Raw genomic sequence first — 13,207 nt, 5'->3', positions numbered from 1 at the left:
GGGTGGGACCGCCGTGTGTGCCGTCCCACCCCGGCTCACCGGTGCTTCGGATCCGTCGGGCGCCCGAGCGCCGTCCGGATCGCAAGCCCGAGGGCCCGGCTCACCGGGGGCGGCGAAGCCTGGCCCACTTGGCGGTAGCGGGCGGTCTTGCCGCCGGCGAAGGCCCAGTCCGCCGGAAAGCCCTGGAGCCGCGCCGTTTGCTCGACGGTCAGCGGCGTCATCTCCTTGACTCCGAGTGAGGCGTCCCAGGGGAAGTCGGCTCCGGGGACCTCGTCGGCGACGGTACCGCCGTTCACGCGCATCCGAGCCCAGGCCCGCTTCGACCCGGTCAACCCCAGATCCGCCCCACCACGCTTCCAGGAGCCCCCGACCAACGTCGGGGCGACCCGGTCGGCCTGCGCGGCCCAGGCGGTCGCGTGGGGCCAGCCACGTGCGGCCATGGAGGTGCCCAGCGCCTCCCCCACGGTGATCGGCGGCGCAGTTTCGGGCGCCGGCTCGACGAAGCCGTCCATGGCGTCCCCCTTCAGCGCCACCAGGATCCCTTGCTTACGGTCCTGCGGGACGCCGTGGTGCATCGCGTTGAGGACGAACCACCGGTGCCGGTATCCGAGGTGCTCCAGCTCGGCCGCGACGGTGGTGCGGATGGGGTCAAACGCGGGCTTGGTGGCCAGCTCGGGAAGGTTTTCGATGAGCAGGGCCCGCGGCCGTACGGCGTGCATGAGCATGATCGTCGCTTCGAGGAGCCGGAGCTCCTCGGTGCTGTCCTCTCGTTTCACCGCGGCGCTCGCCTTCACCCGGGGCAGGCCGGCGGCCAGCAGGTCAACGTCGTAGACCATCTGATGGTCCAACGGGTCGAAGTCCAGCAGGTCGGTTTCGAGGACCTTCCAGTCGGGACGGTTCAGCCGTAGGGTCTCGCAGGCCACGGGTCGGTTGTCCAGGAGCAGAACGGGGTCGAAGCCCGCCTGCTCAAGGCCGAGCGCGAGGCCCCCTGCACCGGCGCACACGGCGAGGCAGCTGAGGCGTTCGGGGTGGGGTTCCTCCATGATCACCGTTCATGCTCGTCGGGAGAGAGTGACCCGAGCGGGCCCCCCGAGCGTCGATGATCGCATCTCCCATCGGCAGCAGTCGACGGTTGTGACGCACACGACGCACTCCCGGAAACCGCCGGCAACACCGGTTGCGCCGCATTCGAACATCTTTGCTTCGACGATCCGGCCAGGTCCGGTCCGGGGCGATCGTCCCCGATCGTCGACCGGACCGGACGCCGGATCGATCCACAGCCGGCCTGCGGAACGGGGACCCGGGTGGGAGTGGGGTCGAGGGGGTGGGTGGTGCGGGTGTGGCCGCAGTGGTCGTAGTGGCGGGTAGCGGCGAAGCCGATGGTGAGGGCGAGGAGGAGGTAGCAGCCGAGGGTGAGCCAGGCGGAGGAGAGGCGGGCGGTGGCGCGGGCGTCGAAGAGGAGCACGGCCCGGACGCCGTCGACGACGTGGCGGGCGGGGGCGCCGAACAGGGGGTGACCAGCAGCAGGGCCAGCAGCTGGCCCGGGGTACCGAGCGCCGCGACCAGGCAGAGGGTCAGGGTGGCGACGGTGGCGAGGACCGCGGTGCCGCTGAGCACGACGGCTCCGGCGCGGATGCCGGCCTTGGCGAGCAGGGTCTGGGTGCGGGAGATCGGTGCGGCCAGCTGGAGCACACGCTTCGGGCCGAGTTCCATCGGGAGGTAGCCGAAGGCGACGTCCAGGCCGGTGGTGACCATGATGGCAGGGAGCAGTCCGGCCAGCAGCAGCATGATCGCGCAGTACAGGGGCAGGGTGCCGCCGCCGGACTTCGCCGGGACGGTGGCCGGGGACAGTGGTGACCTGGACGGGGTCGGCGAGCAGCAGGCGCAGCGCCGGGGCCGAGGTCCTGCCAGGCGATCCGGTGCTGGGTGGTGCCCTGCTGGAGGACGCCGTCCAAGATGGTCCGGCCGAGTTCGACCCGTTCGCCGCTCGCGGTGGTGGCGCCGGTGTCGGCGTTGACGATGCCGACCGGCAGGTCGTGCAGCCGGCCCTGCGGGTCGATGCTCTACCCGAGGTAGGTGGACGGGCAGATGACGGCGAGCAGGGCGCCGACGATGGCGGTCAGCCAGGCTTTCGGCCGGCGCCAGATGGCCGTTGCGCGCATGCGTTTCCTCTCGGGGGGGAGCAGGGGGTAAGGAGCGGGGAGCGGGCGGCAGGGAGCGGGGGCGGGCGGGCCCGCGGTCTCAGTGGTGGGTGTCGGACCAGGCGCGGATCCGGTCCGCGATCGCGCCGGAGTCGCGGACCCAGCGGAAGTGGTCCAGCGGCTGGTCCGGCGTCCGGGTGGCGTCGGGGCCGTGGTGGCGCCGGGTGAGCGGAGCGGCCGGGACGTTGGCGCAGAGCAGGTCGACGGCCGGGACGGGCGCCAGCCGGTCGCCGGCCACTGACACGGCCAGCACGGGCCCGGCGGCGGCGAGCAGCGCCTCGTAGTCCCGGTCGGCGCCGGCGGGCTCGAACCGCCTGGTGCGGCAGATCCGGGCCCAGTCGCGCATCAGGATGGCGGACTGGCGGCCGGCGAGGCGCAGCCGGTCGCCGGGCCAGTAGCCGACCGCGCCGGCCACGGCCGCCGTGAGGTGGGTGGCGGCGAGCACGCGCGGGCCGGCCAGGCCGGGGAAGTCGCGTTGGTCGACGGAGCCAGCCGCGACCAGCACCACGCCGTCGACCTCGCCGGGGTGGGCGGCCGCGTGCAGCAGCGAGAGCTGTCCGCCGAGGCTGTGGCCCGGCGCGGGCCAGCCCGGCGCCGAACGCCCCCTAGTGGGCGGCTTTGACGCCGAGCGCGGGCCAGAGCACGGCGACCGCGTCCGGTGGCCGGCCATCGGGCACCGTGACCGCCGCAGCCAGGGTGGTGGCGGAGCGGCCGGGCAGGGGGATTCCCAGCCGCTCCACCGGCTCTTTCGTGCGGCCGGTGCTCACTCGGCGGCGCCGAGCAGCATGTAATCCAGCCGGGACGAGGTCAATGGCCTCTATTTCCGCAGGTCAGCGCACTCGACCCCGAGCCTTCAGGGGGATGTCGGGAAGCGAGGGCGCGCGCAGGCGGGCGCCCTCGTAGCCGTGGACCTCGCCGAACCGCGAGCTCTTCTCCCAGTCGTTGCGCGCCTGGAGGATCTCCTCACCGGATCGGCCGATGAAGTTCCACCACATGACCAGCTTCTCCTCGAACGGCTCGCCGCCGAGGAGGAGGACGGCGGCGTCGGTGCGGGCCAGGAGGGGGAGTTCGCGGCGGTCGGTGCCGAGGTAGAGCATGGAGCCCGGTTCGACGCGGACGCCGTCGACGTCGACGCTGCCGGACATGGCGAGCACGGCGTACTCGAAGCCGGGCTCCAGGGGGAGCTTGAGGTCGGCGCCCTCGGTCAGGGCGAGGTCGGCGCCGACCAGGGGGGTGTAGGCGGTGCCGGGGGAGGTCGCGGTGTCGAGGCTGCCCAGGATGACGGTGCCGCGCAGGCCGGGGGCGGTGACGACGGGCAGGTCGGCGTGGTGCTCGAAGGCGGGGGCGGTGTGCCGGTGGGCGTCCGGGAGGGCGACCCAGAGCTGGGCGCCCTCCAGGAAGCGGGCGTGCGCGCGCGGGGACTCCTCGGAGTGGGAGATCGCACGGCCGGAGGTCATCAGGCCCAGCTCGTAGGGGCGGACGGTCTGCAGGCTGCCGAGGCTGTCGCGGTGCAGGACCTCGCCCTGGTGGAGCCAGCTGACCGTCTGCAGGCCCATGTGCGGGTGCGGCGGGACCTGCATGCCGGGCTCGTCGGCGATGTCGTCCGGGCCGTAGTGGTCGACGAAGCACCAGGCGCCGACCATCCGGCGGCCGAGGTTGGGCAGCAGGCGGCGCACGACGGTGCTCTCACCCAGCGGGACCTGGCGTCCGGTCAGCAGTTCGCGGACCGGTCCGGCGCCGGACTCGCCGCCGCAGGGGGTCGGAGCGGGCTTCTGGTCGAGGTTGCTCATGTCGCGGATCCACCACCGTACGGGTCGGGGCCGGCCGGGGCCGTGCGGTCCGGGCCGGAGGGGCGTCGACAATGATCATCCACCATGCGGGGGCGGCGCTCCACCCACTCCGGACGGCCGGCCCCCGGTGAGCCGATCAGCCGGCCCCCCGCCCCGCCCCGTCAGCCGGCGCCGCGGCCCGCCAGCGCGCGGCCGAGGAAGGCGACCGCGTCCGGCAGGACCTTGCGCCAGTACGCCGCGTCGTGGACCCCGGGGGTGAAGCGGGCCTGGACGGTGTCGCCGGCCAGTTTGCGGGCCGCGTCGCAGAACGGGTCCTCGGTGCCGCACCAGACGCCGATCGGGCGGCCGTGCGGCTGGTCCTGGTGGAGCAGCGGCTCGTTCTCGCGCCAGTCGGCCTCGTCCTTGAAGACGCCCACCGCCTTGGCGTCGCCCCAGCTGCGGAACAGCGCCGGACTGAGCACCGCGACCGGGCCGAAGCCGGCGCCCCGGTTGCGGGCGTAGCGGAGCGAGCCGAAGCCGCCCATGGATATGCCCATCGCCGCGTCGGGCGCGCGCAGCCCCTGCTTGGCGAGCCAGCCCGGCAGCTCCTCCAGCAGCATCTTCTGCGGGTCGTCGCCGGACGGTGTGCGCCGCCAGTAGGTGGCGTCGCCGCCGTCGACGGCGACCACCGCGAACGGGGGGACGCCCGCCGCGATGGCGGCCACCAGGATCTGCGGCAGTCCGAGGTCGGTCCACGCCTGGGCGGTGGCGCCGCGCCCGTGCAGGGCGACGCAGACCGGCAGGTCGGCCGGGCGGGCGATGCCCTCCGGGACGATCGTGATCATCTTCACCGCGGCGCCGTTCCGGGCCGCCGAGTGCTGCTCCTCGCTGCGGAGCGAGGGGACGACGGCCGTGGCGCCGGACGGTGCCGCCGTACCGGTGGGCGCCGTGGCGGGGGTCGTACCGGCGGCGGAGGGCACGCCCGGGCCACCGGAGCCGCCGGACCGGCTGCCCGGGCCGTCCGAACCGCCGGACAGGGCCACCGCGGTACCGGTGCCGACGACGGCGAGGCCGCCGAGGCCGAGGCCCGCCCTGAGCAGCCGGCGCCGCCCGAGCGTGCCGGGGCCGAACGCCCCCGGGCCGAACAAGCCCGTGCGGGCCGGGCCGGTCACGCCGATCACGGGCGGCACGGCGGGCGGCGGCGCCATCACGGGCGGCGGCGGGGCGACGGGGGGCGGCGGCACCGGAACGCCGCCCGCCACCCCGACACCCACCGCTCCGACACCCACCGCTCCGGCGTGTCCACTCCCCTGCTGGTCCAGGTCCACGGTTCTCCCCTCCGACAGTCAGCCGGCACTGTACGTCGGGCCCGGCCCGCGGGCCGCACCGTGTCCGTCACAGCTGATCAACAACTCGTCACCGCGGCCCGGGGGCGGTGTCCCCGACGACTCAGTGCTTGCAGGCCCACCAGGAGTCCGCGGTCGCCGCGTCCGCGAGCGCGCGCAGCTTGGCGACGGCCTCGGCCGGGTCCTCCGCGCCGTACACCGCCGAGCCGGCCACGAAGACGTCCGCGCCGGCCTCGGCGCAGCGCTCGATGGTGCTCGCGGAGACCCCGCCGTCCACCTGCAGCCACAGCTCCAGGCCGTGCTTGTCGATCAGCTGCCGGGTGCGGCGGATCTTCGGCAGCATGATGTCCAGGAACGCCTGGCCGCCGAAGCCCGGCTCGACCGTCATGATCAGCAGCATGTCCAGTTCGGGCAGCAGGTCCTCGTACGGCTCGATCGGCGTGGCGGGCCGCAGCGCCATGGACGCGCGGGCGCCCTTGGCCCGGATCTCCCGGGCGAGCCGGACGGGCGCGGCCGCGGCCTCGACGTGGAAGGTGACGGAGCCGGCGCCGGCCTCGACGTACTGCGGGGCCCAGCGGTCCGGCTCCTCGATCATCAGGTGGCAGTCGAGCGGCGTGCCGGTGGCCCGGGCGAGGGCCTCGACCACCGGGACGCCCAGGGTCAGGTTGGGCACGAAGTGGTTGTCCATCACGTCGACGTGCAGCCAGTCCGAACCCCTGACGGCCTCGGCCTCGTCGGCGAGCCTGGCGAAGTCCGCGGACAGGATGCTGGGGTTGATCTGCGCCATTTCCGATGCTTCGCTTCCTACGAGGGTTCCCGGCGCCCGAAACGGCCACCTCGCCCCATCATCTCGCGGGGAGCGGGCGGGAACTGAACGGCGAACCCTCCCCGTGACCCGCATCACACCCGCTCGGGGGTTAACGCGAGCGCCGCCGTGGTCATCAGCCCTGTGAAACCCGTCGTTCGCACCTCCGGCCGCCCTCGTTCCCGCCCCTTTTCCGCCACACACCCTCCGCGGAGCCCGCACCGGAACTCCCCCCGCGGGCCCCTGCCCGCTCCGCGGAGCCACCCCCCTCCCTGCTCCCTCACGCAGCCGCAGAATTACCCCCTCCCACCCCCTCACGCACTCTTCGTGCTCACTCCGAGGAAGGTCCTCCGTTGGCCGATCTGGTCCATCCCGCCCGGGCCCTGTGGTGGCTCTTCGAGCCGGTGCACGCCGTCACCTACTTCTCCCCCGAGGGCCGCGCGGCGTTCGAGGAGGCCGGACTGCGCGGTGGCTGGCGCGGCTACTTCGCCGGGCGGGCGGCGCCGCTGGGCGCGGTCGACGCACCGCCGGTGGTCGCCGCGTTCTTCAACTTCGCGCCCTCGATGGTGGAACGCGCCCTGCCGGACGTCTGGAAGCGGGCGGATCCGGACAGCGCCCTGGCGGCCCGGGTCGCGGGCGCCTCGGCGGCGCTCGCCCGGCTGCTGGAGCACGTGGAGCCGGAACAGGTCGAACGGGTGGCCGACCTGCTGGAGCGGGCCGTCGACCGGCTGGACTGCGCGGGCCGGGTGCTGGCCGCCGCCAACGCCGCCGTCCCCCGCCCGGCCGGCCTGTACGGACGGCTCTGGCAGGCCGCCACCGTGATGCGCGAGCACCGCGGCGACGGCCATGTCGCGGCGCTGGTCTCCGCCGGGCTGGACGGTTGCGAGGCGCTGGTGGTGCGCTGCGCGCTGGACGTCCGCCGCGAGGTGCTGCAGCCGATGCGCGGCTGGACCGACGAGGAGTGGGCGGCCGCCACCGCCCGTCTGGTGGAACGCGGTTGGCTGACGGAGCGCGGCACGATCACCGAGTGCGGCCGGATCCGTCACCAGTCCCTGGAGGCCGCCACCGACCTGGCCGCCGCCCGGGTGTGGGAGAGCCATCCGCGCACCGAACTCGACCGGCTCGCCGCCGCGCTCACGCCGATCTCGGCGCTCTGTCGCAGTGCGCTGCCCCCGATCAACCCGATCGGCCTGCCGGCCACCACGGCCTGACACCGAGGACCTGATCCATCGACACCGGACGCCCGGCACCGGCCACTTCGACCGCCGGTGCCGGGCGGCCGGGCTGATGGCCGGTTCCCCCCAGCCGCCCGATCCGGCCGCCGCTCAACTCCCCGCGTTCGCCGCCCCCGCCGCACCCGCCGCCCCCGCCGCGTCCGCCGCCCCCGCCGCGTCCGCCGTCTCCGCCGCCTCCCGCTCTCCCGCCTCGGCCGACCGGCCGTGCGCCGGCGGGCCGAGCACGATCCCGCGCCCCGCGTAGAACCGGTCGAACAGCCGCCAGGGCACGTGCGCGTAGGCCTGCGACTCCCCCGCGAACCCGGACGGGTTGTGGATCACCAGCGCCGTGCCGGTGACGCCCACCGCCAGCACCAGGTGCCCGCCGCGCCGGTGCGGCTCGGGCCCCTCGGGTTCGCGGATCGTGGGGTGCACGGACAGCATCACCAGGCGCCCGGCGGTCACCTCCGCCGCCACCTCGTCGGCCGTCAGCTCCCGCGCCTGCGCGGCCAGTCCCCAGCGTTCCCGGACATACGCGGCGAACGGCGTGTGGATCAGCCCGTGCAGCCGCTCGCCGTCTTGCTCGTACGCACCGGCCGCCAGGCACTCCGCGGCCAGCGGGACCTGCGGCGGCGCCACACCCCACCAGCGGTCGAGCGCCATCCGCAGGCACGCCACTCCGCAGAGCCGCCAGGACCAGTACGCGTAGTCCTCCGGCGTCTGCGCCCCCGACTGCCCCCAGCGCGGGTCGTCCGCCGCGCCCACCGATCCGTCGATGATCTCCTGTACCAGCTCCGGGGATTCCCACTGCGCGTAGTACGGCACCTCGTGCACCACGGCCGCCCGGCCACCGCTCTCCACCATCCCCCGACGCTCTCACGCCGCCCGGCCGCCACGGGCCCGCGACACACACTCGCTCAGGCCGGGGCCCGGGCGGCCCGCCGAACCCCCCGGGGGTCGCCCGGCCTACTACTGCGGCGCCGTCCCGCCCCCGGAGGTCTCCCCCGGCGCCTTCCGGCCGCCCGCCGCCGAGCGGTAGGCGAGCCGGTCCGACGCCCGGCGCCCCCGGCTCTCCAGCGGCAGCGACCCGTGCGCCCCGGCCAGCCCGAACGGCGGCATGTCGAAGTAGATCGCCTCGTACGACCCCTCCGGCACCATGTACGTCTCGTGCCAGAGCCCCACGTGCCCGCGGACCTTCCCGGCGCGTATCTTGCGGTTCACCATCCCCCACACCTTGTGGTGGAAGGCGTCCGGCGCGGACGCGTAGGCGTACAGCTTCTCCTTGGACTCCCAGTACTGGACGATGTAGTACGTCCGGGGCGAGGCGGTCAGGAGGATGCGGCCGCGCAGGCCGCGTTCCGGCTCCTTGGCCAGGTCGTGGAGCATGCGGAACATCGCCGCCATCACCGGCATCCAGTGGTGGACGGCCCAGAAGCGGTTGATGCGCATCCCGATCAGCAGCACCACGGTGTCCCCGGTGACGGCCGCGGTGGTGTATCCCGGAGTCGGTTTGGCGAACATGTGTGCCCCCAGCTCTCTGCTCCACCTATGTAAGCGGTGATTACATCAGCGGGCGGGAGTCCGGTCAAGGCTCCGCGTTCCATCAAATCCGCTACCGGAAAAGGTGATTGACGATCGGGACTGACGCTCAGTCAGCTCCGGCCGGCGATCCCCTGGCCGAAGGTGTCCAGCACCCGCACCGCCAGCTCCTCCGCCTTCTCCGGCGGCAGGTACCCGTCCAGGATCATCTGCGCGAGCCCGTAGACCAGCGCCTGCCCGGCCAGGCCCACCAGGGCCGGGTCCCCGGGGCGCAGCCGGCCCGCCTCCTGGTCCGCGACGATGAAGCCGGTGAGCGCCTCGTCGATCCCGGCGAGCCGCTCCCGCAGCTCCGGCTGCCGGGAGGCGGTGAACACCCGGGAGCGGACCAGCTCGAACCGGTGCGGGTGATGGATGGTGTAGCGGACGAACCCCAGCCCCATCGCCTTCATCGCGGGGCCCTCGCTCCGCTGGATCTCGGCCAGTTGCCACCGTTCGAAGTCGGCCAGCACCTGGTCCGCCAGCTCGGTCAGCAGCGCCTGCCGGTCGGGGAAGTGCCGGAACGGCGCCCCCGGGGACACGCCCGCCCGCCGTGCCACCTCCCGCATGGTGACCTTCGCCTGCCCCTCCTCGTCCAGCAGCGCGAGCGCCGCCGCGACCAGCGCCGCGGGGAGGGACCCGTGGTGGTAACTACTGCGCTCGGCAGGCCTTTCCGTCATGTCAGCCAGTGTTACCACAGCCCACCGGGGTGACCGGCGGGTACGCCGAAGGCCCGCGGCCCACACGTGCGCGCCGCGCCGAAGCCCTTCGCGCCGCGCCCGGGACCGGGGCACGGCGCGAAGGGCGCGACGAGCGGGATGAGACGAGAGGGACGGGACGAGAGGCACCGCGCCAGAGGCCGGCCCGTCCTACCAGGCGTAGTCCTCCGGGGCGGGGCGGTGGCCGGGGAAGATCTCGTCCAGGCGGTCGAGGGTCTTCTGGTCGAGCTTGAGGTCCAGCGCGGCGACGGCCGCGTCGAGGTGGGCGGCCGTGCGCGGGCCGATGATCGGCGCGGTGACCACGGGGCGGCTGAGCAGCCAGGCGAGGGCGAGGTCGGCCGGGTCGGCGCCGAGTTCGGCGGCGAAGTCCTCATAGGCCTGGATGCGCTCGCGGTTGGCCTCCAGGACCTCGCTCGCGTGGCCCATCGCGCCTCGGACGGCGGCGCCCTCGCGCAGCTTGCGCAGCACGCCGCCGAGCAGGCCGCTGCGCAGCGGGGACCACGGCAGCAGGCCGAGGCCGTAGTGCTGGAGGGCGGGGACGACCTCCAGCTCGATCGTGCGGTCGATCAGGTTGTAGAGGGACTGCTCGCTGACCAGGCCGAGGAAGTGCCGGGAGCGGGCCGCCTCCTGGGCCTGGGCGATGTGCCAGCCGGCGAAGTTGCTGGACCCGACGTAGATGATCTTGCCCTGGGCGACCAGGACCTCCATCGCCTGCCAGATCTCCTCCCAGGGCGTGTCCCGGTCGATGTGGTGCATCTGGTACAGGTCGATGTGGTCGGTGTTCAGGCGGCGCAGGCTGGCCTCGACGGCGCGGCGGATGGCGAGCGCGGAGAGCCGGCCCTCGTTCGGCCAGTCGCCCATCGGCGCGTACGCCTTGGTGGCGAGCACCGTCCGCTCGCGGCGGCCGCCGCCCTGGGCGAACCATCTGCCGATGATCTCCTCGGTGCGGCCCTTCTGGTTGCCCTCCTCGTCGCGGCCGTAGGAGTTGGCGGTGTCGAAGAAGTTGATGCCCCGCTCGTGGGCGGTGTCCATGATCTGGTGGGCGTCGGACTCCGTGGTGTGCGGGCCGAAGTTCATGGTGCCCAGGCAGAGTCGGGAGACGGTCAGGCCGGTACGGCCGAGATGGGTGAACTCCATGCTGCCCACCATCTGCCGCTCCGGCCCCGCTGTCCAGCACATTCCCCCGACCGGATAGCAGGTCCGGCGGGTCCGGCGGCCGGCGGGTCAGGCGGGTCCGGCGCCCGGCGGGTCCCGCGCCCGGCGCCGGTCGAACACCGCACCGGCCGGGACAGTCCGGACAGCACAGGCCGGACAGCGCAGTCCGGACAACACGGGCCGGACGCAACACCTCAGGCGTCGAAGCGGCTGCGTGCGGTCTCGATGTGGTCGAGGTTGCGGCGGGTCCAGTCGCACATCCGGTGGACGGTGTCGCGCAGGCCCAGGCCCGGCTCGGTGAGGGTGTACTCGACCCGCGGCGGCACCACGGGGAACACCCGCCGCTCCACCAGCCCGTTGTGCTCCAGCATGCGCAGGTTCTGGGTCAGCATCTTGTGGCTGATGCCCTCCACCTCGGCACGCAACTCACCGAACCGCAGGGTGCGTTCACCCACGGCCTCGATGATCAGGAGCGCCCACTTGTTGGCGACGTCCGAGAAGATCTCCCGTGCCAGGGAGTCCGCCCGCCGGAGGTCCGCCTCCTCGGGCGAGTCACCGAACTGCTTGGTCACCATGAGGCTCCCCCGTCACTGGAAAGGGCGTTCTTCCATGTCAGCGCTCACTCTCCTACGGTTCCTGAGTAACCACAAGTGACCACGGACGGCGCGGGAGCGGGGCGGGGCAGGCCCGTTCCGGCCCCCGCTCCCCCCGTAAATCGTTCGTGGCCGGGCCGCCCCGCGCCGTACCGTGGGCCGGTCGATGATCTTGGCCGCCGGGTGCGGTCGCACACGGAGGGACGGACGATGCAGCAGCACCAGGGGTGGGCCGACGAAGGGTTCGGGGCGGTCGCCGACGCCTTCGCGCGCAACTACGCCGACTTCCCCGAACTCGGCTCCGCCGTCACGGTGTTCGCCGGCGGCCGCAAGGTCGTCGAGCTGTGGGGCGGCGTCGCGGACGAGCGGACCGGCCGGCCGTGGGAGGCCGGCACCGTCGTCCCGGTCTTCTCCTGCGCCAAGGGCCTCGTGGCGATCTCGGTCCACCTCCTCGCGCAGCAGGGCCTGCTCGACCTCGACGCCCCGGTGAGCCGCTACTGGCCCGAGTTCGCGGGCCCGGACGCCGATCCGAAGCGCACGGGCCGGTACGACAAGGACGCGATCACCTGCCGGATGGTCCTGGGCCACCGGGCCGGGCTCCCGGCCCTGGACGCCGCGCTCTCCTTCGAGGAGATCGCCGCCTGGGCGCCCGTCGTCCGCGCCATCGAGGAGCAGCAGCCGCTCTGGGAGCCGGGTTCGACCTTCGAGTACCACGGCCACGTCTTCGGCTTCCTGCTCGGCGAGGTCGTCCGGCGGATCACCGGCCTCACCCCGGGCGCCTTCTTCCGCCGGACCATCGGCGAGCCGCTCGGGCTGTCCGCCTGGCTCGGCCTTCCGCCGTCCGAACTCGGCCGCCTGGCGCGGCTGGTGGAGGCCGAGGGCCGCCGCCCGCTGCCCGGCCCGGAGCACCTGCTGACCCGGATCGTGACGATGAACGGCGCGCTCGTCTTCCCCGGCCTGGACGAGCCGCGCGGGTGGAACGACCCGGCGCTGCACGCCGTCGAGCTGCCGGGGGCGGGCGCCGTCGCCTCCGCGACCGGTCTGGCCGGCCTGTACGCGGCCGCCGTCACCGGCGTCGAGCGCACCACGGGCGGGCGGAGCGAGCGACTGCTCTCCCCGGCGACCGTCACCGACGCCATCCGTGAACTCTCCTCCGGCGCCGGCTTCCTGGGCTTCGACCTGGGCGCCCGCTGGGGCTCGGGGGTCCTGCTCCCCTCGCCGTCGTTCCGACCGATGCTCGGCGCCCGCAGCTTCGGCAACGACGGCGCCGGCGGCCAGTTCGCCTTCGGTGACGACGAGTTCGGCATCGGCTTCGCCTACACGGCCAACCGCATGATCGGCCACGGCGACGCGCGGGCCGATCGCCTGGTCGAGGCCGTCCGCGACTGCCTCGGCGACTGACCACCTCACCTTTGCGCGCGGGCCCCGGCGCACGGGGGCCCGCGCGGCTGCGCCCGTACGCCCCCTTTCGGCCTGACGCGTCCATGACTAGAGTCCCGGGCACACGCCGTCGAACCGTGGAGAGCCCCTCATGTGCAGAAGACCGAGCCCCACCGGAACCGCCGCCGCCACCCCCGGAACGCCCGACACCCGAGCCGTCCCCGATGCCCTCGCCGTCCCCGACACTCCCGGTAAGCCCGCCACGCCCGGCACGCCCGGCACGCCCGACTGACGCCGCCACCCCGCACCTGGCCTCCGCCCCCTCTCCACCGCTGCCCGATCGGACCGGTATGACGGGGGGTTAGCCCCACCCTCACCTGGGCGGACAGCAGGATCGTCCCGGACGGTCGCCCCTGGACATGCTGGGACCAGCACCTACCGCTGGATTCC

The 13,207-nt window shown here is 74.0% G+C and carries 13 protein-coding genes; 2 read left to right on the top strand and 11 right to left on the bottom strand.

The annotated features are described in order from the left end of the window. Positions 1-35: 35 nt before the first annotated feature. The 6 genes from ABZ497_RS28700 to rpe form a co-directional block, all read right to left on the bottom strand. Positions 36-1,043 (bottom strand): DNA cytosine methyltransferase, encoded by a 1,008-nt coding sequence (locus ABZ497_RS28700; protein WP_359809338.1) that lies wholly within the window; start codon positions 1,041-1,043, stop codon positions 36-38. 1,198 nt (positions 1,044-2,241) lie between these two features. After that, positions 2,242-2,709 carry a hypothetical protein gene (locus ABZ497_RS28695; protein ID WP_359809337.1) on the bottom strand — a complete coding sequence of 156 codons (468 nt, stop codon included), beginning with the start codon at positions 2,707-2,709 and terminating at the stop codon, positions 2,242-2,244. A gap of 97 nt (positions 2,710-2,806) precedes the next feature. Continuing rightward, the gene (locus ABZ497_RS28690) at positions 2,807-2,941 is read right to left on the bottom strand and encodes a hypothetical protein (RefSeq protein WP_359809336.1); all 135 of its coding nucleotides are present in this window, start codon (positions 2,939-2,941) and stop codon (positions 2,807-2,809) included. Positions 2,942-3,031: 90 nt separating this feature from the next. After that, on the bottom strand, positions 3,032-3,991 hold the full coding sequence (locus ABZ497_RS28685; RefSeq protein WP_359809335.1) for a pirin family protein: 960 nt from the start codon (positions 3,989-3,991) through the stop codon (positions 3,032-3,034). A 161-nt stretch (positions 3,992-4,152) separates the two neighbouring features. Then, positions 4,153-5,298: an alpha/beta hydrolase-fold protein gene (locus ABZ497_RS28680; RefSeq protein ID WP_359809333.1), complete on the bottom strand. Its 1,146-nt coding sequence runs from the start codon at positions 5,296-5,298 to the stop codon at positions 4,153-4,155. 121 nt (positions 5,299-5,419) lie between these two features. Continuing rightward, entirely contained in the window at positions 5,420-6,103 is a 684-nt protein-coding gene (gene rpe / locus ABZ497_RS28675) for a ribulose-phosphate 3-epimerase (RefSeq protein ID WP_329486720.1), read from the bottom strand. A gap of 371 nt (positions 6,104-6,474) precedes the next feature. Here rpe and ABZ497_RS28670 point away from each other — a divergent pair, with 371 nt between their 5' ends. Next, positions 6,475-7,332: a hypothetical protein gene (locus tag ABZ497_RS28670; protein ID WP_329486721.1), complete on the top strand. Its 858-nt coding sequence runs from the start codon at positions 6,475-6,477 to the stop codon at positions 7,330-7,332. A 114-nt stretch (positions 7,333-7,446) separates the two neighbouring features. Here the strand turns inward: ABZ497_RS28670 and ABZ497_RS28665 are convergent, their stop codons facing one another. From ABZ497_RS28665 to ABZ497_RS28645, 5 genes are all read right to left on the bottom strand, one after another. Further along, positions 7,447-8,199 carry a C39 family peptidase gene (locus ABZ497_RS28665; RefSeq protein ID WP_359809330.1) on the bottom strand — a complete coding sequence of 251 codons (753 nt, stop codon included), beginning with the start codon at positions 8,197-8,199 and terminating at the stop codon, positions 7,447-7,449. Positions 8,200-8,304: 105 nt separating this feature from the next. Further along, the gene (locus tag ABZ497_RS28660; RefSeq protein WP_359809328.1) at positions 8,305-8,856 is read right to left on the bottom strand and encodes a DUF4188 domain-containing protein; all 552 of its coding nucleotides are present in this window, start codon (positions 8,854-8,856) and stop codon (positions 8,305-8,307) included. A gap of 131 nt (positions 8,857-8,987) precedes the next feature. Further along, positions 8,988-9,590 (bottom strand): TetR/AcrR family transcriptional regulator, encoded by a 603-nt coding sequence (locus tag ABZ497_RS28655; protein WP_359809327.1) that lies wholly within the window; start codon positions 9,588-9,590, stop codon positions 8,988-8,990. A 189-nt stretch (positions 9,591-9,779) separates the two neighbouring features. Beyond that, on the bottom strand, positions 9,780-10,766 hold the full coding sequence (locus ABZ497_RS28650) for an aldo/keto reductase (protein ID WP_352290815.1): 987 nt from the start codon (positions 10,764-10,766) through the stop codon (positions 9,780-9,782). Between the two features lie 212 nt (positions 10,767-10,978). Further along, positions 10,979-11,359: a helix-turn-helix domain-containing protein gene (locus tag ABZ497_RS28645; RefSeq protein WP_359809325.1), complete on the bottom strand. Its 381-nt coding sequence runs from the start codon at positions 11,357-11,359 to the stop codon at positions 10,979-10,981. Between the two features lie 228 nt (positions 11,360-11,587). Here ABZ497_RS28645 and ABZ497_RS28640 point away from each other — a divergent pair, with 228 nt between their 5' ends. Next, the gene (locus ABZ497_RS28640; protein WP_359809323.1) at positions 11,588-12,778 is read left to right on the top strand and encodes a serine hydrolase domain-containing protein; all 1,191 of its coding nucleotides are present in this window, start codon (positions 11,588-11,590) and stop codon (positions 12,776-12,778) included. The last annotated feature ends 429 nt before the right edge of the window (positions 12,779-13,207 follow it).

This window comes from Kitasatospora sp. NPDC005751 (assembly GCF_040630835.1).
Lineage (GTDB): Bacteria > Actinomycetota > Actinomycetes > Streptomycetales > Streptomycetaceae > Kitasatospora.
Note: the sequence above shows the minus strand (reverse complement) of the source record. Positions and strands in the feature narration are given on the sequence as shown.